The 20,855-nt window shown below is 72.0% G+C and carries 18 protein-coding genes; 9 read left to right on the top strand and 9 right to left on the bottom strand.

Annotated elements, in window-relative coordinates; all coding sequences use genetic code 11:
- Positions 1 to 4 precede the first annotated feature (4 nt).
- The 5 genes from ACFYXK_RS00845 to ACFYXK_RS00825 form a co-directional block, all read right to left on the bottom strand.
- Positions 5 to 937, bottom strand: coding sequence for a branched-chain amino acid ABC transporter permease (locus tag ACFYXK_RS00845; protein WP_030155821.1), 933 nt, complete (start codon positions 935 to 937; stop codon positions 5 to 7).
- A 110-nt stretch (positions 938 to 1,047) separates the two neighbouring features.
- Positions 1,048 to 2,286 (bottom strand): branched-chain amino acid ABC transporter substrate-binding protein, encoded by a 1,239-nt coding sequence (locus ACFYXK_RS00840; RefSeq protein WP_389409206.1) that lies wholly within the window; start codon positions 2,284 to 2,286, stop codon positions 1,048 to 1,050.
- 532 nt (positions 2,287 to 2,818) lie between these two features.
- Positions 2,819 to 3,229, bottom strand: a complete 411-nt coding sequence (locus ACFYXK_RS00835; RefSeq protein ID WP_389409205.1) for a hypothetical protein — start codon at positions 3,227 to 3,229, stop codon at positions 2,819 to 2,821.
- A gap of 269 nt (positions 3,230 to 3,498) precedes the next feature.
- Positions 3,499 to 3,972 carry a PaaI family thioesterase gene (locus ACFYXK_RS00830; RefSeq protein ID WP_383508455.1) on the bottom strand — a complete coding sequence of 158 codons (474 nt, stop codon included), beginning with the start codon at positions 3,970 to 3,972 and terminating at the stop codon, positions 3,499 to 3,501.
- Between the two features lie 54 nt (positions 3,973 to 4,026).
- Positions 4,027 to 6,297, bottom strand: coding sequence for an FdhF/YdeP family oxidoreductase (locus ACFYXK_RS00825; RefSeq protein WP_389409204.1), 2,271 nt, complete (start codon positions 6,295 to 6,297; stop codon positions 4,027 to 4,029).
- 135 nt (positions 6,298 to 6,432) lie between these two features.
- Between ACFYXK_RS00825 and polA the strand changes: the two genes are divergently transcribed.
- On the top strand, positions 6,433 to 9,153 hold the full coding sequence (gene polA, locus ACFYXK_RS00820) for a DNA polymerase I (protein ID WP_389409203.1): 2,721 nt from the start codon (positions 6,433 to 6,435) through the stop codon (positions 9,151 to 9,153).
- Positions 9,154 to 9,179: 26 nt separating this feature from the next.
- Here the strand turns inward: polA and ACFYXK_RS00815 are convergent, their stop codons facing one another.
- The gene (locus ACFYXK_RS00815; RefSeq protein WP_389409202.1) at positions 9,180 to 10,031 is read right to left on the bottom strand and encodes a DUF4184 family protein; all 852 of its coding nucleotides are present in this window, start codon (positions 10,029 to 10,031) and stop codon (positions 9,180 to 9,182) included.
- 164 nt (positions 10,032 to 10,195) lie between these two features.
- Here ACFYXK_RS00815 and ACFYXK_RS00810 point away from each other — a divergent pair, with 164 nt between their 5' ends.
- The 3 genes from ACFYXK_RS00810 to ACFYXK_RS00800 all read left to right on the top strand — a co-directional run bounded on the left by ACFYXK_RS00810 (position 10,196) and on the right by ACFYXK_RS00800 (position 12,645).
- Entirely contained in the window at positions 10,196 to 11,395 is a 1,200-nt protein-coding gene (locus ACFYXK_RS00810; RefSeq protein WP_389409201.1) for a lytic transglycosylase domain-containing protein, read from the top strand.
- A gap of 117 nt (positions 11,396 to 11,512) precedes the next feature.
- A complete protein-coding gene (locus ACFYXK_RS00805; RefSeq protein WP_107093454.1) occupies positions 11,513 to 11,653 on the top strand; it encodes an SPW_0924 family protein in 141 nt (46 codons plus the stop codon).
- A 14-nt stretch (positions 11,654 to 11,667) separates the two neighbouring features.
- On the top strand, positions 11,668 to 12,645 hold the full coding sequence (locus tag ACFYXK_RS00800) for a DUF3068 domain-containing protein (protein ID WP_389409200.1): 978 nt from the start codon (positions 11,668 to 11,670) through the stop codon (positions 12,643 to 12,645).
- On the opposite strand, the gene hrpB is transcribed toward ACFYXK_RS00800, so the two are convergent.
- On the bottom strand, positions 12,635 to 15,214 hold the full coding sequence (gene hrpB / locus ACFYXK_RS00795) for an ATP-dependent helicase HrpB (RefSeq protein WP_389409199.1): 2,580 nt from the start codon (positions 15,212 to 15,214) through the stop codon (positions 12,635 to 12,637). The genes ACFYXK_RS00800 and hrpB overlap by 11 nt on opposite strands.
- Before the next feature lies 1 nt (position 15,215).
- A complete protein-coding gene (locus ACFYXK_RS00790) occupies positions 15,216 to 16,064 on the bottom strand; it encodes a class I SAM-dependent methyltransferase (RefSeq protein ID WP_389409198.1) in 849 nt (282 codons plus the stop codon).
- A 358-nt stretch (positions 16,065 to 16,422) separates the two neighbouring features.
- Between ACFYXK_RS00790 and rpsA the strand changes: the two genes are divergently transcribed.
- The 4 genes from rpsA (at position 16,423) to ACFYXK_RS00770 (ending at position 20,267) form a co-directional block, all read left to right on the top strand.
- Entirely contained in the window at positions 16,423 to 17,931 is a 1,509-nt protein-coding gene (gene rpsA / locus ACFYXK_RS00785; RefSeq protein ID WP_030292147.1) for a 30S ribosomal protein S1, read from the top strand.
- A 167-nt stretch (positions 17,932 to 18,098) separates the two neighbouring features.
- Positions 18,099 to 19,037 carry a PAC2 family protein gene (locus ACFYXK_RS00780; RefSeq protein ID WP_030292149.1) on the top strand — a complete coding sequence of 313 codons (939 nt, stop codon included), beginning with the start codon at positions 18,099 to 18,101 and terminating at the stop codon, positions 19,035 to 19,037.
- Between the two features lie 138 nt (positions 19,038 to 19,175).
- On the top strand, positions 19,176 to 19,793 hold the full coding sequence (gene coaE / locus ACFYXK_RS00775) for a dephospho-CoA kinase (RefSeq protein WP_389409197.1): 618 nt from the start codon (positions 19,176 to 19,178) through the stop codon (positions 19,791 to 19,793).
- A gap of 66 nt (positions 19,794 to 19,859) precedes the next feature.
- Positions 19,860 to 20,267, top strand: a complete 408-nt coding sequence (locus ACFYXK_RS00770) for a tetratricopeptide repeat protein (RefSeq protein ID WP_389409196.1) — start codon at positions 19,860 to 19,862, stop codon at positions 20,265 to 20,267.
- 76 nt (positions 20,268 to 20,343) lie between these two features.
- On the opposite strand, the gene ACFYXK_RS00765 is transcribed toward ACFYXK_RS00770, so the two are convergent.
- Complete coding sequence (locus tag ACFYXK_RS00765) at positions 20,344 to 20,604, bottom strand: DUF6343 family protein (protein ID WP_389409195.1); 261 nt, start codon at positions 20,602 to 20,604, stop codon at positions 20,344 to 20,346.
- Here ACFYXK_RS00765 and ACFYXK_RS00760 point away from each other — a divergent pair.
- Positions 20,603 to 20,833, top strand: a complete 231-nt coding sequence (locus ACFYXK_RS00760; RefSeq protein ID WP_389409194.1) for a hypothetical protein — start codon at positions 20,603 to 20,605, stop codon at positions 20,831 to 20,833. The two genes, ACFYXK_RS00765 and ACFYXK_RS00760, sit on opposite strands and share 2 nt — an antisense overlap.
- Positions 20,834 to 20,855: the final 22 nt, after the last annotated feature.

Here is a 20,855-nt window from a genome sequence, read left to right as displayed (position 1 = left end):
GTTCTCACGCCCGATCCGCGACGCGCTCACCGAGCAGGCCTTGTGGCCGCACGAGGAGGACGACGATGAGGAGTACGAACGCCCAGACGTTGGACCAGGCTCCACCGCCGAGCTGCGACATGCCGGGGATGTCTTCGATGTAGGCGATCGACAGGGCCTCGGCGAGGCCGAGGACGACGCCGCCGACCATGGCTCCGTAGATGTTGCCGATGCCGCCGAGGACGGCTGCGGTGAACGCCTTGAGGCCGAGGATGAAGCCCATCTCGAAGTTGATCTGGCCCTTGTCGAGGCCGTAGGCGACGGCGGCGACGGCGGCGAACGCGGCACCGATGGCGAAGGCCATGACGATGATGCGGTCGGTGTTGATGCCCATCAGCTTCGCGGTGTCGGGGTCCTGCGCGGTGGCCTGCATGGCGCGGCCGCTGCGGCTCTTCTGGACGAAGATGCCGAGGGCGAGCATGCAGAGCGGGGCGAGGATGAGGACGAAGAGGTCCGCGCGCTGGATGGCCAGGCTGTCGGTGATCTTGAAGGCTTCACCCTTGAACTCGGGGAAGCTGACGGCCTTCTTGGCGTCCGGGTAGAACTGCCAGACGAGCTGCTGGAGCGCGATCGAGAGGCCGATTGCGGTGATGAGGGGGGCGAGCCGGGGAGCGCTGCGCAGGGGACGGTACGCGAAGCGTTCGGCTGCGGTGGCTACGGCGACGGAGGCGAGTGCGCCTCCGACGATCATGACGGGGATCGCGATCAGCAGGGAGGTGCCGGTCGGGAGGGCGGCGTAGGCGGTGAGCGCGCCGAAGCCGCCGATCATGAAGATCTCGCCGTGGGCGAAGTTGATGAGCTGGACGATGCCGTAGACCATGGTGTACCCGATGGCTATGAGGCCATAAAGGGCACCGAGGGCAAGGCCGTTGGCCAGCTGTTGCGGCAGTTCGTGCACCGCAGGGCCTCCGATGAGCGTGTCGGATAAGACTCCGCGCGAGGGCGCTGTTGCGCCCTCGCGCGGTGGGTTTGGTTCAGGTGCGGCTGGTGATGCGGGGTCCTACGGGATTACTGGTTGAACGTGTCGCTCTTGACGTCGACCCACTTGCCGCCCTCGACCTTGTAGACCGTGAGCTGCTTGTTGGTGGTGTCGCCGTACTCGTCGAAGGCGACCTTGCCGGTCACGCCCTCGAAGGACACCTTGCCGAGGGCCTCGACGACCTTGGCGCGGGCGTCGGTGGGGAGCTTGCCGCCGTTGGCGGCGACGACGGCCTTGACGGCCTGGACGACGGACCAGCCGGCGTCGTAGGAGTAGCCGCCGTAAGCCGCGTAGGGGTCCTTGTAGCCGCCGGCCTGGTAGTCGGCGATGAAGGTCTTGGCGGTGGGCAGCTTCTCGACCGGGTAGCCGATGGAGGTGGAGAGGTCGCCCTCGTTGGCCTCGCCGGAGGCGGTGATGAAGGCGGGGTCCTGGATGCCGTCGCCGCCCATGAGCGGGATGTTGGCTCCGGCCTTCTTGACCTGGTCGGCGAGGAGGCCGCCCTCGGGGTACTGGCCGCCGAAGTAGACGGAGTCGGCGCCGGAGGACTTGACCTTGTCGGCGGTGGAGGAGAAGTCGGTCTCCTTCACGGTGACGTGGTCGGTGCCGACGACCTCGCCGCCGAGCTTCTTGAACTCGTCGGAGAAGATCGCGGCGAGGCCGGCGCCGTAGGTCTGCTTGTCGTCGACGACGAAGACCTTCTTCTTGCCGGCGTCCTTGAAGAGGTACTGGGCGGCGAACTTGCCCTGGACCACGTCGGTGGCGGCGGTGCGGAAGTAGGTCTTGAAGGGGCGCTTGAACTCGCCCTTGCCCCAGTTGTCGCCCTGGCTGAGCGCGGGGTTGGTGTTGGCGGGGGAGACCTGCGCCAGGTTGGCGGAGGCGAAGACGCCCTGCATCTGCTGGGCGACGCCGGAGTTCAGCGGGCCGACGACGCCGACGACGTCCTTGTTGCCGACGAGCTTGGTGGCGTTGGCCTGGCCGGAGGCCGGGACGGCCTGGTCGTCGAGGGCCTCGACCTTGAACTCGATGCCCGGGACCTCGTTGTTCTTGTTGGCCGTCTTGGCCGCGAGGTCGACGGAGTTCTTGATGCCCTGGCCGAGGGCGGAGAGCGAGCCGGTGAGGGGGGCGTCCACGCCGATGACGACGACGGTCTTGGCGCCGTTGGACTTGTCCCCGCCGGTCTTGGCCTCATCGCGCGATCCGCAGGCGGTGAGGGTCAGTGCTCCCGTGGTGATCACGGTGGTGAGGACGAGCAAAGAACGGTGTCGCACGATTCTTCCTTTCCCTGGCGCGGCCCCCTCATTTGAGGTGCCGTTTGGTCGCCGGGCCGCACTGGGAGGTCCACGGCCGTGCTGGGTTGCGCTCTGTGGCGCGGTGACTGGCCGTGACTCTAGGCCGAGGTGGCGAGCGCGGGGAGCGGGGAAAGGAGGATGTGACTGTCTTGTTATGCCGAGGCCAAGAATGTGTGGCGGGAGTACGGACAGATCGGGCGTTTAGTGACTTCGAGGATTGTCCGCATCGTGAGAATTCCCCGTTCCCCTAAGGGGCTTGAGGGGTTCATGCTCCTGTCATTGATCAAAAGGGACCGAATGTCGCTGGCTGTGTCCGAAGGAATCCAGCGGGTGGCATTCCGCCGGGGAAAAAGGGGATTCTGTGGGGCGTCGGCATTACTGAGGGTAATTTTTCCCCTTGATCCACTTCGGGCGGATCGATCTTGGTCCGGCGTCCTGCGGGCTCGCGACCTGCGGATCGGGCCTGCGCCACGGGGTGCCCGGAAGCCGGACAGCGCATGCAGGATTCCGGTCACCCGGCCGGGCTCGGGGGCCGCCAGTTCTCGGAGCTCCACGTGGCGCCGTTCTGCTCGGCGCAGCGCTGCGCCACGAACCGGTCGACGAGCTCAAGTGCCTTGTCCAGAGCGGAAGTTCGCTCCTCGGCGCGGCCTGCGGCGACGGCTTCCTCGTGGATCGTGTACTGATCGTTGGACAGGCCCTTCTGCTCCCAGTCCAGCCCGGACCATTTGCCGCCCTTGAGGGTCTCCTTCACCCAGTAGGACACCAGACTTGTACAGATCTGGGCGGGCGAGGAGGGGCTGGATACGGGCGTTGACGGGGTCTGTGGGGCGGTCGGTGCGGAAGTGGAGCATCCGGACAAGGTGAGCGCCGTGAGCAGTGCGGTGACGCCGTACCGGGCCGCGATGCGTGGCTGGGTCCCCATGGAGGGAAGGTAGGCCGTCACCTTCGGTGACACAACAGTCGGTGCGGCGGAGCCGGCGGACTGGCGGATTCCGGGCGGTTGCGGGGCCGTGGAGGGCGCCCTGGGGGCCCGGCCGGGGTCGTCCGTACGCGCCGCGGGCATTGCTTGTACTTACCCCGGTACCGGCCCGTCCACGCCCCGCGGCGGGCCCGTACGCGCCGCAGGCCCGGATCAGGGCCCCTCGGCGGGGCCGGATCCGGGCCTGCGGTGCGTACGGGGCGGGTGGCGGTTCAGGCCCCGGCGGCGGCCGGGTCCGCGTCGCGCAGCAGGCAGGTCAGGCGGGCGGTGCACACGCGCCGGTCCTGCTCGTCGCTGATCACGACCTCGTACGTGGCGGTGGTGCGGCCGCGGTGCACGGGGGTGGCGACGCCGGTGACCAGGCCCGACCGTACGCCGCGGTGGTGGGTGCAGTTCAGGTCGACGCCGACGGCGATCTTGGTGATGCCGCCGTGCATCATGGCGCCGACCGAGCCGAGGGTCTCGGCGAGCACGGCCGAGGCGCCGCCGTGCAGCAGTCCGTAGGGCTGGGTGTTGCCCTCGACGGGCATGGTGGCGACGACCCGCTCGGCCGAGGCCTCGAGGATGCGGATGTCCATCCGCTCGCCGAGGTGGCCCGCCGAGAACAGCGCGGGCAGGTCGATGCCCAGGGCCGAGTACTCGTCGAGGACCTCCTGCGGGAACTTCACAGCGTGCTGCTCACCCATGGGCGGGCTCCGTTCGTCAACGATCGTTAACCATCTTGTCCTGAGGTCGTTCTATCAGGCCGGTTCGAAGCGCACGACGACGGACTTGCTCGCGGGGGTGTTGCTGGTGTCGGCGGTGGAGTCGAGCGGGACCAGCACGTTGGTCTCGGGGTAGTACGCGGCCGCGCAGCCCCGGGCCGTCGGGTAGTGCACGACGCGGAAGCCGGGCGCGCGCCGCTCGACGCCGTCCTTCCATTCGCCGACCAGGTCGGTGTAGGAGCCGTCCGCGAGCCCGAGCAGGGCGGCGTCCTCGGGGTTGACCATGACGACGCGGCGCCCGCCGGTGATCCCGCGGTAGCGGTCGTCGAGGCCGTAGATGGTGGTGTTGTACTGGTCGTGGCTGCGCAGGGTCTGCAGGAGCAGGCGGCCCTCGGGGATGGTCGGGTACTCGACGGGAGCGGCGGTGAAGTTGGCCTTGCCGGTCTTGGTGGGGAAGCGGCGCTCGTCGCGGGGGGCGTGCGGGAGGCGGAAGCCCTCGGGGCGGGCCGCGCGGGCGTTGAAGTCCTCGAAGCCGGGGATCACGCGGGAGATCCGGTCGCGGATGGCGGCGTAGTCACGTTCGAAGTCCTCCCACGGGGTGGCGGAGGCGGCGCCGAGGACGGCGCGGGCCATGCGGGCGACGATCGCGGGCTCGGAGAGCAGGTGCGGGGAGGCGGGGGCGAGGTTGCCGCGGGAGGCGTGGACCATGCCCATGGAGTCCTCGACGGTGACGAACTGCTTGCCGGAGGCCTGTACGTCCTTGTCGGTGCGGCCGAGGGTGGGCAGGATCAGGGCGCGCCGGCCGGTGACCGCGTGGGAGCGGTTGAGCTTGGTGGAGACGTGGACGGTCAGGGAGGCGCGGCGGATCGCGGCCTCGGTGACGTCGGTGTCGGGGGTGGCGCCGACGAAGTTGCCGCCCATCGCGAAGAGGACCTTGGCCTTGCCGTCGCGCAGGGCCTCGATGGAGCGGACCACGTCGTAGCCGTGGCCGCGCGGCGAGGTGATCCCGAATTCGAGGTCGAGGGCGTCGAGGAAGGCGGGCGCGGGGCGCTCGAAGATGCCCATGGTGCGGTCGCCCTGGACGTTGGAGTGGCCGCGGACGGGGCAGACGCCGGCTCCGGGGCGGCCGATGTTGCCGCGCAGCAGGAGCAGGTTGACGACCTCGCGGATGGTGGCGACGGCGTGCTTGTGCTGGGTCAGGCCCATGGCCCAGCAGACGATGGTGCGCTCCGAGGCCAGGATCATGGCCAGCGCCTGCTCGATCTCGGGGCGGGTCAGTCCGGTGGCGGTGAGGGTCTCGGCCCAGTCGGCCTGCTCGGCGGCGGCCGCGAGGTCCTGGTAGCCGTGGGTGTGCTCGCGGATGAACGCCTCGTCGGTGGCGCCTTCCGTCTCGATGACGAGCTTGTTGAGGAGGCGGAAGAGGGCCTGGTCGCCGCCGATGCGGATCTGCAGGAAGAGGTCGGTCAGGGCGGTGCCCTTGAGCATGCCGAGGGGGGTCTGCGGGTTCTTGAACCGCTCGGTGCCGGCCTCGGGCAGCGGGTTCACCGAGATGATCTTCGCGCCTGAGTTCTTGGCCTTCTCCAGGGCGGAGAGCATGCGCGGGTGGTTGGTGCCCGGGTTCTGCCCGGCGACGATGATCAGGTCGGCCTGGTGGAGGTCCTCGAGGTTGACGCTGCCCTTGCCGATGCCGATGGTCTCGGTCAGTGCCGAGCCCGAGGACTCGTGGCACATGTTGGAGCAGTCGGGCAGGTTGTTGGTGCCGAACTCGCGGGCGAACAGCTGGAAGAGGAACGCGGCCTCGTTGCTGGTGCGGCCCGAGGTGTAGAAGAGGGCCTCGTCGGGGGAGCCGAGGGCCGTCAGCTCCTCGGCGATGATCTCGAAGGCCCGCTCCCAGGAGACCGCCTGGTACCGGTCGGCGCCCTCGGGCAGGTACATCGGCTCGGTGATGCGGCCCTGCTGGCCCAGCCAGTACCCGGAGCGGCCGGCGAGGTCGGCCAGGGAGTGCTCCGCGAAGAAGTCCGGGGTGACCCGGCGCAGCGTGGCCTCCTCGGCGACGGCCTTGGCGCCGTTCTCGCAGAACTCGGCGGTGTGCCGCTTGTCTCCCTCGGGCCAGGCGCAGCCCGGGCAGTCGAAGCCGTCCTTCTGGTTGACCTTGAGGAGGGTGCGCGCGGTGCGGGCGACGCCCATCTGCTGCTGCGCGATCCGCAGGGTGTGCCCGATCGCGGGGAGGCCGGCGGCTGCGTGCTGGGGGGGCGCGACCTGCGGCGCGTCCTGTACGGGATCACCTGCGGGCGGCTTCGTGGCCATGTCGCTCCCCTTTGAGCAGTCGGGCATCGCGGCGCGTCGGCCGCTGTACGTATTCGGGTGGGCGTCCGATCCTGTCACGCCCTGCGGACATCGCCGACGCCGGAATTGTCAGCGGGGCCGCCTAGGATCGGGGGCGTGGCAGAGAACGCATCGAAGAAGACCGACCAGACGACCGCAGCGGACCGCCCCCGCCTGATGCTCATGGACGGGCACTCCCTGGCGTACCGGGCGTTCTTCGCGCTGCCCGCGGAGAACTTCACGACCGCGACCGGCCAGCCGACCAACGCCATCTACGGCTTCGCGTCGATGCTGGCGAACACGCTGCGCGACGAGGCGCCCACGCACTTCGCGGTGGCGTTCGACGTCTCGCGCAAGACGTGGCGCTCGACGGAGTTCCCCGAGTACAAGGCGAACCGCTCCAAGACCCCCGACGAGTTCAAGGGGCAGGTCGAGCTGATCGGCGAGCTCCTGGACGCGATGAACGTGCCGCGGTTCGCGGTCGACGGCTTCGAGGCCGACGACGTGATCGCCACGCTGGCGACGCAGGCGGAGGCCCTCGGCTTCGAGGTGCTGATCGTCACCGGCGACCGGGACTCCTTCCAGCTCGTCTCCGAGCACACCACCGTGCTGTACCCGACCAAGGGCGTCTCCGAGCTGACCCGGTTCACCCCGCAGAAGGTGGAGGAGAAGTACGGGCTCACCCCGCAGCAGTACCCGGACTTCGCGGCGCTGCGCGGCGACCCGTCGGACAACCTGCCCGGCATCCCGGGCGTCGGCGAGAAGACGGCCGCGAAGTGGATCACCCAGTTCGGGTCGTTCGCGGAGCTCGTGGAGCGCGCCGAGGAGGTCAAGGGCAAGGCCGGGCAGAACTTCCGGGACCACCTGGAGGCCGTGAAGCTCAACCGGGTCCTGACCGAGATGGTCAAGGACGTCGAGCTGCCCAAGGCCGCGGGCGACCTGGCCCGCCTCCCCTACGACCGCTCCGCCGTCACGGGTGTGCTGGACGTGCTGGAGATCCGCAACGCCTCGCTGCGCGAGCGGCTGCTGGCGGTGGATCCGGGCGCGGCCGAGGAGGAGGCCCCGGCTCCGGCCGCCGGCGTGGAGCTGGATGCGAGCGTGCTGGGCGCGGGCGAGCTGGCGCCGTGGCTGGCGGCCCACGCGGGCGGGCCGCTGGGCATCTCCACCGTGGACAGCTGGGCGCTGGGCCAGGGCAACGTCAGCGAGATCGCGCTGGCCGCGGCCGGCGGGGCCGCCGCCTGGTTCGAGCCGTCCTCGCTGGACGAGGCCGACGACCGGGCCTTCGCGGCCTGGGCCGCCGACCCGGCGCGCCCCAAGGTGGTGCACAACGCCAAGGGCCTGATGCGGGTCTTCCCCGAGCACGGCTGGAGCCTGGCCGGCGTCACCATGGACACCGCGCTCGCCGCGTACCTGGTCAAGCCGGGCCGCCGCTCCTTCGCGCTCGACGTGCTGTCCAACGAATACCTGCACCGCGAGCTCCAGCCCGCCGCCGCCGACGGGCAGCTGGCCTTCGGCGCCGACGAGACCGCCGAGGCGGAGGCCCTGATGGCGCAGGCCCGCGCCGTCCTCGACCTCGGCGACGCGTTCACCGGCAAGCTCGCCGAGGTCGGCGCCGCCGAGCTGCTCCACGACATGGAGCTGCCCACCTCCGAGCTGCTGGCCCGGATGGAGCGGGCCGGCATCGCCGCCGACCGCGACCACCTGGAGGCCATGGAGCAGCAGTTCGCCGGAGCCGTGCAGCAGGCGGTGAAGGAGGCGCACGCGGCGGTCGGGCACGAGTTCAACCTCGGCTCGCCCAAGCAGCTCCAGGAGGTCTTCTTCGGCGAGCTGGACCTGCCGAAGACGAAGAAGACCAAGACCGGCTACACGACGGACGCGGACGCGCTGGCCTGGCTGGCCACGCAGACCGACCACGAACTGCCGGTGATCATGCTCCGCCACCGGGAGCAGGCCAAGCTGCGCGTCACCGTCGAGGGACTGGTCAAGACGATCGCCGCCGACGGCCGGGTGCACACCAGCTTCAGCCAGACCGTCGCCGCGACCGGACGTCTGTCCTCCACCGACCCCAACCTGCAGAACGTGCCGGTGCGCACCGACGAGGGCCGCGCCATCCGCCGCGGGTTCGTCGTCGGCGAGGGCTTCGAATCCCTCATGACCGCCGACTACAGCCAGATCGAGCTGCGCGTGATGGCGCACCTGTCCGAGGACGAGGGCCTGATCGAGGCGTTCCTGTCCGGCGAGGACCTGCACACCACCGTCGCCTCCCAGGTGTTCGGCGTGGAGCGCTCCGAGGTCGACGCGGAGATGCGCCGCAAGATCAAGGCCATGTCGTACGGGCTCGCGTACGGGCTGTCGGCCTTCGGCCTCTCGCAGCAGCTGAACATCGAGCCCGCCGAGGCGCGCGGCCTGATGGAGACGTTCTTCGAGCGGTTCGGCGGGGTCCGGGACTACCTGGGCCGCGTGGTCGAGGAGGCCCGGGCCACCGGGTACACGGCGACGGTCTTCGGACGCCGCCGGTACCTGCCCGACCTCAACAGCGACAACCGCATGCGCCGCGAGGCCGCCGAGCGGATGGCGCTGAACGCCCCGATCCAGGGCACCGCCGCCGACATCGTCAAGGTGGCCATGCTGCGCGTGGACCGGGCGATCACCGAGGCCGGCCTGAAGTCGCGGATGCTGCTCCAGGTCCACGACGAAATCGTGCTGGAGATCGCCCCGGGCGAGCGGAAGAAGGTCGAGGAGCTGGTGCGCCGCGAGATGGCCGCCGCCGTCGAGCTGCGCGCCCCGCTGGACGTGTCCGTGGGCGTCGGCTCCGACTGGGAGTCCGCCGCGCACTGAACGGGTACGCCGAACGCCCGTCCCCGCTATGCGGTGGGGACGGGCGTTCGCGCGTCCTCGTCCGCACGGGCCGGCTCGCGCCGCCGCAGGAGCCGTACGAGGACCCCGTACAGCAGCAGGCCCACGGCCAGGCCGCCGCCCGCGCCGAAGCAGACGGTCGGGATGATGTCGAGCGGGGTGCGGATCCGGTCGAAGAACGTGAAGAAGCGCAGCACGCGCATCGTCACCCCGACGGCCACGCACACCGCGACCAGGGCGACCGCGCCCAGCAGCTCCGCCCGCCCCAGCACCGGCACGGACGCGGGGGCGGCGCAGCCGGGCAGCCGGCGCAGGGCGCTCACCGCGAACCACAGCAGGGCGCAGGCCGCGACCGCCGAAGTCCCGTACTGCACGAACGTATAGAGGGGGAGCCCGAGGGCGAACCGCTCGCCGAGCACGGGCAGCGCGTCCGTCCCCCACCGGTGCGGGTGCGTGAAGCTGTCCCACACCACGTGCGTGAGCGAGCCGGCGACCGCCGACAGGTAGAACCACAGTGCGAGCGAGGGCAGTCGGCGGCCCCGCCAGTCCTCGCCCCGCAGGAAGACGTGTATCCGGCCCTGCCGGCGGCGCGGCAGGAGCGCGATCAGCGGTTCGCGCAGCAGCAGCCAGCACGCCGCGAGCGCGGCCGTCAGCACGGCGTCCGCGGTGAACACCCCGGGCAGCGAATGCGCGAACTCCCCGTACGGCCAGACCCCCGCGACGACGGCGTCCGCGAAGTAGAACGTATCGGGCGCGAACGACCCGAGGACGAGGGCCGATGCGACCAGCGGGCCGCGCGCGCGGCCCGTCCGGCGGACGGCCGGCAGGACGGCGGCGGCATGGCTGAGGGTGAACGGCATGGCATCTCTTCCTTACTTCGGGCCAATGCGTCCCGAATTGGTCGGGACAGTATGCGTGAGCTGCCCGGCACGTGGGGAACTCGTGAAATCCGGACCGCGATCCGTGCAGCGTGAAGGGAGCTGACGTAGGGTCACGCCGACGTCGAGGGGGAGGGGACCGGCTCATGTCGGCTCGTAGGACGACCCGGTTCGCAGGCAGGATGCGCGAGCTGCGCAAGACGGGGGCCGCGGCCCTGGTCTGCGCACTGGTGGCCGCGGCGGTGACCGCATCCCAAGGTCCTGCGAAGGAGCGGATATCCGCGGCTGCCGACGAGGTGGCGCAGCCGCCCGAGCCGGCCGGATCCGGCGGGGACGGCGCCTACTTCACGCAGCTCCCGCCCCTGCCCAGTCCCGAGCCCCCGGTGGCCTTGTCGCAGGAGCCCGCGGCGGCGCAGCCGGGTACGGCGGCCGCCGAAACCGCGGCGCACAACGAGCCCGTGGCCATGGGGGCCGGCGAGGGCGCGCAGGGGATACCGGCGACCGTCCTGGCGGCGTACCGGCTGGCGGAGAAGAAGGTGGGCGAGAGCGACCCGGGGTGCGGGCTGCGCTGGCAGCTGCTCGCGGCCATCGGCAAGGTCGAGTCCGGGCAGGCGGGCGGCGGCCGCGTGGACGCCGCGGGCACCACGCTGCGGCCGATCCTGGGCCCCGTTCTCGACGGCAACGGCTTCGCGAACATCCGGGACACGGACGGCGGGGCCTACGACGGGGACGCCGCGTACGACCGGGCGGTCGGCCCGATGCAGTTCATCCCGTCCACGTGGGCGGCGTGGGGCCAGGACGCGGACGGCGACGGCCGCCGCAACCCGAACAACGTCTACGACGCGTCCCTCGCGGCCGCCCGCTACCTCTGCGCGGGCACCCGGGACCTCCGGGTCCCCGCCGACCTGGACCGTGCGGTGCTCTCGTACAACCAGTCCGCGGAGTACCTCCGGACGGTGAAGTCCTGGTTCGCGTACTACCTGAAGGGCGCGCACGAGATCCCGAACGCGACGGGCACCCCGTCCCCGTCCCCGGACCCGAAGCCCACCCCGAAGCCGACCCCCACGCCGACCCCCACGCCGACTCCGACTCCGACGCCGACCCCGAGTCCCACGCCGACTCCGAGCCCGACGCCGAAGCCGTCGCCGACTCCCACGCCGAGCCCGACGCCCACGCCCACCCCGACGCCCAAGCCGTCCCCGACTCCCACCCCGACTCCGACCCCCACCCCGACTCCGACGCCCGAGCCGACCGCGACGCCGTCGCCGAAGCCGAGCCCGACGGCGGGCGCCACGTCCACCGCGTCCCCGAAGCCGAGCGCGAGCCCGTCCCCCCGCACGCCGTAGCGAAAGGAGTCGGCCCGGGCGGCGGCCCGGCGCTCACGGCCCGACGGTTCTCATCTCGGCTCCGCGTTGCTACGGTGCCTCCTCCCTGACACCCCATCAGATTCCGGAGGCCCCGGCATGCGCGCATTCGTCGCCGCCGCCATCGGTCTGGCCGCCGCGCTGGCCCTCGTGTTCGCCATCACGGCGTTCGGGGTGCCCGAAGGCAAGACCTCGCCCAAGCCGCTGCTCACCACCGCGCCCGCCGCGCCCGGAAAGTAAGAGGAGGCCCGGCCATGCGACGCAGAGCGAGCCTCGTCCTGCTTGCCCTGGCGGTGTTCTGCGCAGCCCTCGCACCGCTGCTGCGCTGGTACGCGTACCCCCGGCTCGCCAAGATCCCGCCGAACCAGTACCAGGAGATGGTCCTGGAGGCGAAGGACGCGACCCTCCTCGACTACACCGCCGGCATGCAGCCGAAGAAGGTCGACAAGGTCACCATCGTCCAGACCCTCAAGGGCAACGTCGAGGCCTCGAAGGAGATCGAGGCGAGCGCCGGCAAGGACGTCGTCGTCTGGGACACGCTGTCGTACATCATGGGGCCGGACGGGAAGATGGTCTCCCAGATCCCCGAGCGCTACATCTTCGACGCCCACACCCAGGACCCGGTGCACGCCACCGGCGAGGCGGTGGACGGGGACCCGGTCAAGCGCGAGGGCATCGAGTTCAAGTGGCCGTTCTTCACCGAGCCGCGCGACTACCTCTACTTCGACGCGCAGACCCGTACCGCCTCGCCCATCCACTACGTCGGCCCGCGCACGTACCGCGGGATGGACGTCTACTACTACGAGCAGACCGTCCCGTGGACGAAGGTCTCCCTCCCGAAGAAGATGCCGATCGAGGGCATCGACCCGGCGACGTTCGAGCAGAGCACCGGCACCAGCCTCTGGTACAAGGTCAAGGCCATGTTCTGGGTCGACCCGGTCACCGGGGCGCCCGTCAACGCCGAGCAGATCATCGAGCAGGAGATGCGCGGCGGCATCGCGGCCGGCGCCCCCGACGGCAGGCTCACCGTCTTCGCCGGAGACGTAAAGATGCGCGAGGACTACGCCGACCACACCGTCGACCTGGTCAAGTCCAACCGTACGAAGGTCCTCGCACTGCACACCTACGCCCCGGCCGGCCTCGCGGCCGGCGCCCTCGTACTGCTCGGGCTGGCGCTGTGGCTGGAGGCCCGCGGCCGCCGCGGCCGGCCGGGGGAGGGGCTCAGCGCCTGAGGCGGGCGTTGGTGTGCCGGGTGGGTTCGGCCGTCGCAGGATCCTCCGGCCAGGGGTGCTTGGGGTAGCGGCCGCGCAGCTCGGCGCGTACGGCGCGGTAGCCGCCCTGCCAGAAGGAGGCCAGGTCCGCGGTCACCGCGGCGGGCCGCCCGGCCGGCGACAGCAGATGGACGAGGACGGGCACCCCGGCCACGCGCGGGGTCTCGGCCAGCCCGAACAGCTCCTGGAGCTTCACGGCGAGGACCGGCTGCCCGTGTTCGGCGGAGTAGTCCACCCGGATCCGGGAGCCGCTGGGCACCTCGATCCGCTCCGGGGCCAGCTCGTCGAGGCGGGCGGCCTCGCCGGTGGCCCAGGGCAGCAGCCGGTTCAGCGCCTGCCCGGCGTCGATCCGCCCGAGGTCGGCGCGGCGCCGGGCCCGCGACAGCTCGGGCTCCAGCCAGTCGTCGGCCCGCTCCAGCAGGGCGCCGTCATGCGCGACGTCCGGCCACGCGCCGCCGAGGGTGCGGTGCAGGAAGGCGAGCCGGGCCCGCAGCGCCTGCGCGTCCGCGGACCAGCGCAGCAGCCCGAGCCCTTCGCTGCGCAGGCCGTCGAGGAGCGCGGCCCTGACCAGGTCCGGGTCGGGGTTCTTGAGCGGGCGCACGGCCAGCTCGACGGCCCCGAGCCGTTGCGCGGACCGGGCCACCACGTCCCCGTCCTCCCAGTGCACCTCCTCCCCGGAAACCAGCAGGTGCGCGGCGGCGGCCCGGGCGCTGTCCTCGTCGAGGACGGCGGCCAGCCGGACCCGGGCCGACGCGGAATGCGGGCCCCGGTCGGCGACGGCCACCGCCAGCCACGGCGCGCTGCGCAGCGGCGAGCCCTCCCCCAGCTCGGCCGCCGTCCCGGAGGCCATCAGGAACACCCCGCCGCCCTTGGCCTTCGCCACCCGCTCGGGGAAGGCCAGGGCCGCGATCCGCCCGGCGGCGACGTCGTCGGGTGCGGCGCCGCTGCCGGGGCTCGGCCCCGGGCCCCGCGCCTCGAACGCCGGCGGGGCCGGATTGCGGCTGCCGCCGTTCGGAGCGTGGGTCTCGGCGGCAGCCGCGGCGCGCTCCAGGCGCCGGGCCTCCGCCCGCCAGCGCGCGGCGTACGCGTCGCCGCCCGCGCGGGCCCGTCGCCAGGCGGCGGCCAGGTCGTCCCCGTACTCCCGCGGCGGCTCCTCGCTCAGCAGCGCGACCAGCTCCGCCGCCCGGCGGGACCCCAGGGCGGCGGAGCCGTCCAGCAGGGCCCGTGCCAGGCGCGGGTGCAGGCCCAGCCGGGCCATCCGCTGCCCGCGCGGCGTCACCCGTCCCGCCGGGGACACCGCGCCCACCGCCACCAGCACCTCCCGCGCCGCGGCCATCGCCCCGGCCGGCGGCGGGTCCAGCAGCGCCAGCCCGGCCGCGTCCGGATCGCCCCAGCACGCGGCCTGCAGCGCGAACTGCGCCAGGTCCGCGATCCGGATCTCCGGGGACGGGAACGCCGGCAGGCGGCCGTCCTCCGCCTCCGCCCAGCAGCGGTACACCGCCCCCGGCGCCTCGCGCCCGGCCCGCCCCGCCCGCTGGCGTCCGGCCGCGCGGGACGCCCGTACGGTCGCGAGCGCGCCCAGCCCCCGCGCGTGGTCGACCCGGGGTTCCCGGGCCAGTCCCGAGTCCACGACCACCCGTACGCCGGGCACGGTCAGGCTCGACTCGGCCACGGCGGTGGAAAGGATGACCCTGCGGTGCTGCGCGACGGAAAGCGCCGCGTCCTGGACCGCCGCCGGGGCCCGGCCGTGCATCTGGAGCACCTCCGCGTCCACGCCGCCCAGCTGCCCCGCCACCCGGGCGATCTCGCCGACGCCGGGCAGGAAGCACAGGACGTCGCCGCCGCGTTCCGCCAGCGCCCGCCGCACCACCGAGGCCACGTGCGCCAGCTGCGCCGGGTCCACCCGCATCCCGTGCGGGGGCCGCACCGGCCGCGGTGGCGGGGCCCAGACCGTCTCCACCGGGTACGAGACCCCCGCGGCCTCCACCACCGGCGCGCCGCCGAGCACCCGGGCCCAGCCGGCCGCGTCGGTCGTCGCGGATGCCGCGACCAGGCGCAGCTCCGGGCGCAGGGTCTCGCGCACGTCCAGGAGGAACGCGGCGACCGTGTCGGCGTCGAGGTGCCGCTCGTGGCACTCGTCCAGGATCACCAGGTCGATGCCGGAGAGCTCCTGGTCGCGCTGGAGCCGCTGGAGCAGGACACCGGTGGTGACCACCTCCACGACGGTGCCCGGCCCCGCGACCCGCTCGCCGCGCACCGTGAAGCCCACCGAGCCGCCGACCGCCTCGCCCAGCAGCCAGGCCATCCGCCGCGCCGCCGCCCGGGCGGCGATCCGCCGGGGCTCGGCGACGACGACCCGGCGCCGGGGCCCGCCGCCCACCAGCCCGGCCAGGACCAGCGGCACCAGCGTCGTCTTGCCGGTGCCGGGCGGGGCGCAGAGCACGGCCGTGCCGTGGGTGTCCAGCGCGGAGACGAGCGCGGGCACGGCCTCCCGTACGGGAAGGGCGTCGAGGTCGGCGGTGCGGATCACGTCAGTCGCGCTCGCAGACGAAGATCGCGGTGCCGGGGATCAGGTTGCCGCGCAGCGGGGACCAGCCGCCCCACTCCTGGGTGTTCCAGGCGGGCCACTCCGGCTCCACCAGGTCCACCAGGCGGAACCCGCCCGCCACCACGTCGCGGACCCGGTCGCCGAGGGTGCGGTGGTGCTCCACATATACGGCGCGGCCCTGCTCGTCCTGCTCGACGTACGGGGTCCGGTCGAAGTAGGAGGCGGCGACGGACAGCCCCTCGGGCCCCGGCTCGTCGGGGAAGGCCCAGCGGATCGGGTGGGTGACGGAGAAGACCCAGCGGCCGCCGGGGCGCAGGACGCGGTGGACCTCGCGCATGACGTTGACGGGGTCGGCGACGAAGGGGACGGCCCCGTACGCGGAGCAGGCCAGGTCGAAGGAGCCGTCGCGGAACGGCAGCCGCCCGGCGTCGGCCTCCACCAGGGGGACGTCGTCGCCGATGCGCAGGGCGTGCTGGAGCTGGCGGTGGGAGAGGTCCAGGGCCACCGGGCGGGCACCCCGGGCGGCGAGCCAGCGCGAGCACTGGGCGGCGCCGGCGCCGATCTCCAGGACGTCCTTGCCCTTGAGGGACTCCGCCGGGCCGAGCAGTGCGGCCTCCGCCTCGTCCAGGCCCTCCGGACCCCAGACGAAGCGGTCGTCGCCGAGGAACGCTCCGTGCTCGTTCTGGTACTCGTCGGCGTTGCGGTCCCACCAGCCGCGGCTCGCCCGGCTGCTCTCCGCATCGTCGGCGTCACGCCGGGTGGCCTCGGCGTCGTCGCCGGCGCCGCCATCGGCTTCGTACGCTTCTTCGGGGGCGTAGTCCTCTTGGTTCATGGGGCCTGTCGTCGTAGTCTGCGGAAAGAGTTCGAAACGAGGTGGGGAAGCGCCATCGGCGCCCGCCCGCCCACGAATTGTGCCGGTTATGCGGTGATCCGCCCGGGGTGTGCGCCTTCGCGCATTGACCCTGTCCGGCTGCCCCCGTATGCTACAAGTTGCGCTGCGAGCCTGTGCTCCTCAGACCTAGCAGGCTGCGCTTGCATCTGTTGATGACCCCTCGGTTCTCGAGGCCCGGTCCGCTTCACGGCGGAGCATGGGCTTCCTTGGCTGTCCGGCTTCTTCGGCAGATGCCGATAAGGGCTCCCGGCGTAGCAGTACCTACGACTTTCTGTCCGTAACCGGAGCCCTTTCCCACATGACGAGCAGCACCGAGACCACCTCTACCACCCCGCAGGTAGCGGTCAACGACATCGGTAACGAGGAAGCCTTCCTCGCCGCGATCGACGAGACGATCAAGTACTTCAACGACGGCGACATCGTCGACGGCGTCATCGTGAAGGTCGACCGGGACGAGGTCCTGCTCGACATCGGTTACAAGACCGAAGGCGTGATCCCGAGCCGTGAGCTCTCGATCAAGCACGACGTCGACCCGAACGAGGTCGTCAAGGTCGGCGACGAGATCGAGGCCCTTGTTCTCCAGAAGGAGGACAAGGAAGGCCGTCTGATCCTGTCCAAGAAGCGCGCCCAGTACGAGCGCGCCTGGGGCACGATCGAGAAGATCAAGGAAGAAGACGGCATCGTCACCGGTACCGTCATCGAGGTCGTCAAGGGTGGTCTCATCCTCGACATCGGCCTCCGTGGCTTCCTGCCGGCCTCCCTCGTCGAGATGCGCCGCGTCCGCGACCTCCAGCCCTACGTGGGCAAGGAGCTCGAGGCCAAGATCATCGAGCTGGACAAGAACCGCAACAACGTGGTCCTGTCCCGCCGCGCCTGGCTGGAGCAGACCCAGTCCGAGGTCCGCCAGACGTTCCTCACCACCCTGCAGAAGGGTCAGGTCCGCTCCGGCGTCGTTTCCTCGATCGTCAACTTCGGTGCCTTCGTGGACCTGGGTGGCGTCGACGGTCTCGTCCACGTCTCCGAGCTGTCCTGGAAGCACATCGACCACCCGTCCGAGGTTGTCGAGGTCGGCCAGGAAGTCACCGTCGAGGTCCTCGACGTCGACATGGACCGCGAGCGTGTCTCCCTGTCGCTGAAGGCGACGCAGGAGGACCCGTGGCAGCAGTTCGCCCGTACGCACCAGATCGGTCAGGTCGTCCCGGGTAAGGTCACCAAGCTGGTTCCGTTCGGTGCGTTCGTCCGCGTGGACGAGGGCATCGAGGGTCTGGTCCACATCTCCGAGCTGGCCGAGCGCCACGTGGAGATCCCGGAGCAGGTCGTCCAGGTCAACGACGAGATCTTCGTCAAGGTCATCGACATCGACCTCGAGCGTCGCCGGATCTCGCTGTCGCTGAAGCAGGCCAACGAGTCCTTCGGTGCCGACCCGGCGTCGGTCGAGTTCGACCCGACCCTGTACGGCATGGCCGCGTCCTACGACGACCAGGGCAACTACATCTACCCCGAGGGCTTCGACCCCGAGACCAACGACTGGCTCGAGGGCTACGAGACCCAGCGCGAGACGTGGGAGCGCCAGTACGCCGAGGCGCAGGTCCGCTTCGAGCAGCACCAGGCCCAGGTCATCAAGAGCCGCGAGGCCGACGAGGCCGCCGCTGCCGAGGGCGCTGCCGCCCCGGCCGCCGGTGGCAACGCCGGTGCGGGCATCTCGGGTGGTTCGTACTCCTCGGAGTCGGACGAGACCTCGGGCGCCCTGGCCTCCGACGAGGCCCTGGCCGCGCTCCGCGAGAAGCTGGCCGGCGGCCAGAGCTGATCGCAGCGCATCACACCCCGGTGTGAGCTGAGCTGAAGGCAAGGCCCGTCCCCTCAGGGGGGCGGGCCTTGCTGCGTTCCCGGTTCCTGCGAAAGGGGCCAACTGGGGAATGGAGCAGCCGCCTTGGACGTTCTTCGCTGAGAAGACGGCGAGGAGGAGTGGTGGCGGTGCTTGATCCACAGGGTTTGTACGAATGGGATGCCAAGGGCCTGGCAGTGGCGGACCTGGCACTTGCCCAGGACTCGGCCGGGCTGGTCATGCTGTACCACTTCGAGGGGTACATCGACGCGGGCGAGGCCGGGGAGCAGATCGTCGAGCGGCTGCTCGACACCCTGCCCCACCAGGTGGTGGCCCGGTTCGACGCGGACCGCCTGGTCGACTACCGCGCCCGGCGCCCGCTGCTGACGTTCCAGCGCGACCACTGGACCGAGTTCGAGGAGCCCCGGCTCGAGGTGCGCCTCGTCCAGGACGCCACCGGCGCGCCGTTCCTGCTGCTCTCCGGCCCCGAGCCGGACGTGGAGTGGGAGCGCTTCGCCGTCGCCGTCCGGCAGATCGTCGAACGCCTCGGCGTCCGGCTCTCGGTCAACTTCCACGGCATCCCGATGGGCGTCCCGCACACCCGGCCCGTCGGGATCACCCCGCACGGCAACCGGACCGACCTCATGCCGGGGCACCGCAGCCCGTTCGACGAGGCTCAGGTGCCGGGCAGCGCGGAGTCCCTGGTGGAGTTCCGGCTCGGCCAGGCCGGGCACGACGTGCTGGGCGTCGCCGCGCACGTACCGCACTACATCGCGCGCTCCCCGTACCCGGACGCCGCGCTGACGGTGCTGGAGGCGATCACGGCGGCGACCGGGCTGGTCCTGCCCGCAGTGGCGCACGCGCTGCGCACCGAGGCGCACCGCACGCAGACGGAGATCGACCGGCAGATCCGCGAGGGCGACGAGGAGCTGGTCGCCCTGGTCCAGGGGCTGGAGCACCAGTACGACGCGGCGGCCGGCGCCGAGACGCGGGGCAACATGATCGCCGAGCCGCAGGAGATCCCGTCGGCGGACGAGATCGGCCGCGAGTTCGAGCGGTTCCTGGCGGAGCGCGAGGGCGAGGGCTGAGGAGCCGCTTCGCCAGGGCGCATCGGCGGGGTGCGCTCCGGCCGGAGCCGGGCCGTCGGGCCAGGGCATCGGGCCGGGCCATGGGGCCGGGCCGGGGGGCTGTACGGGGGCCGGGGTGCGGGGTCTAGTCTGCTGGGCATGTTGAAGGTTGGCCTGACAGGCGGAATCGGTGCCGGCAAGAGCGAGGTCTCGCGGCTGCTGGCGGGGTACGGGGCGGTCGTCGTGGACGCCGACCGCATCGCGCGGGAGGTCGTGGAGCCCGGTACGCCCGGGCTGGCGGCCGTCGTGGCGGCCTTCGGCGAGTCCGTGCTGACCGCCGAGGGGGCGCTGGACCGGCCGAAGCTGGGGTCGATCGTGTTCGCCGACCCGGAGAAGCTGCAGACCCTCAACGCGATCGTGCACCCGCTGGTCGGGGCCCGGTCGGCCGAGCTGGAGGCCGCCGCGGGGCCCGGCGCGATCGTGGTGCACGACGTACCGCTGCTCACGGAGAACGGCCTGGCGCCGCTGTACGACCTGGTGGTCGTGGTGGACGCCGCTCCCGAGACCCGGCTGGCCCGGCTGACCGCGCTGCGCGGGATGGCCGAGGAGGAGGCGCGGGCCCGGATGGCGGCGCAGGCCACGCGGGAGCAGCGGCTCGCGGTGGCCACGCTCGTGATCGACAACGACGGGCCGCTGGACGCGCTGGAGCCGCAGGTGCTCAAGGTGTGGGCGGAGCTGAAGGAACGGGCGGCGGCGGCAGGTACGGCCGGTGCCTGACGTGCACATGGAATAGCAGGCGGGGCGCGGGGCGTTGAACGCGCCTGCAGAGGGAAGGAACAGACCGTGTCCGACACCACGCCGCCGCCCATACCGTCGCAGCCGCCTCCGCCGTCCGGCGCGTCCCCCGAGACGCACGTCATCGACTATCGGGCCGCCGAGCACCTGCTGGCCGCGCGGGACCCGCGCGGCGCCGTGAAACTGCTCGACTCGGTCATCGCCGCCCACCCGGAGAACACGGCGGCCCGGCTGCTGCGCGCCCGAGCCTTCTTCGCCGCCGCCCAACTGCGCCCGGCGGCCCTGGAGTTCGAGCTGGTGCTGGAACGGGAGCCGGACAACGCCTTCGCGCACTTCGCGCTGGCCCGCACCCACGAACGCGCCGGCCGGCCCGAACGGGCCCGCAAGCACTTCCGCCTGGCGGCCGCCCTGGACCCCCGGCCGGACTACCTGGCGGCAGCCCGCTTCGAGGACTAGGTCGAGGATCAGGTCGGGGACAGGGGCGAGGGCCAGGTCGGGGACCGCGTCGGGGACCGGGTCGTGCGGCCCGGTGTCACCGGCTGCGGGGCGGCTCGTACGGGGGGATGTCCGGGCCGGGCTGGTAGTGCGGGCCCTGATGGATGTGGTGGAGGACCACGGCCAGGTCCACGGTGGCGAGCACCGCGAGCACACCGCAGGCCGCCGCCCACCCGGGACGGCCGACCAGCGAGAACGCGGCCGTCCCGGCGACGGCCCAGACCAGCCCCCACAGGCTCAGCCAGAACCGCAGCCGCAGCGGACTGCGGGCGGTCACCGGCTCGTTTCCGGAACGCATGACCATCGCCTCAGGTCCATGGTCCCACCTGTCGGGCGGTCAGGGGTCGAGGCGGTTCACGGCCGCCGTGGTCGTCTTCCTGAAGGCGGCGACGGGGCGCCGTGAGCACGAGCGCGAGGGCAGCGGCGAGGCCCCGGCCCGCGCAGCGGCCCCGGATCCGGCATCCACCCAGCTCAGCGGCCATTGTCAGTGCCCGCACCTAGACTCGGGGCAGACGGGATCCGTCTGACCTGATGGCGCCGAGGGGGAGG

It is taken from the genome of Streptomyces sp. NPDC002209 (assembly GCF_042890265.1).
Classification (GTDB): Bacteria; Actinomycetota; Actinomycetes; order Streptomycetales; family Streptomycetaceae; genus Streptomyces.
Note: the sequence above shows the minus strand (reverse complement) of the source record. Positions and strands in the feature narration are given on the sequence as shown.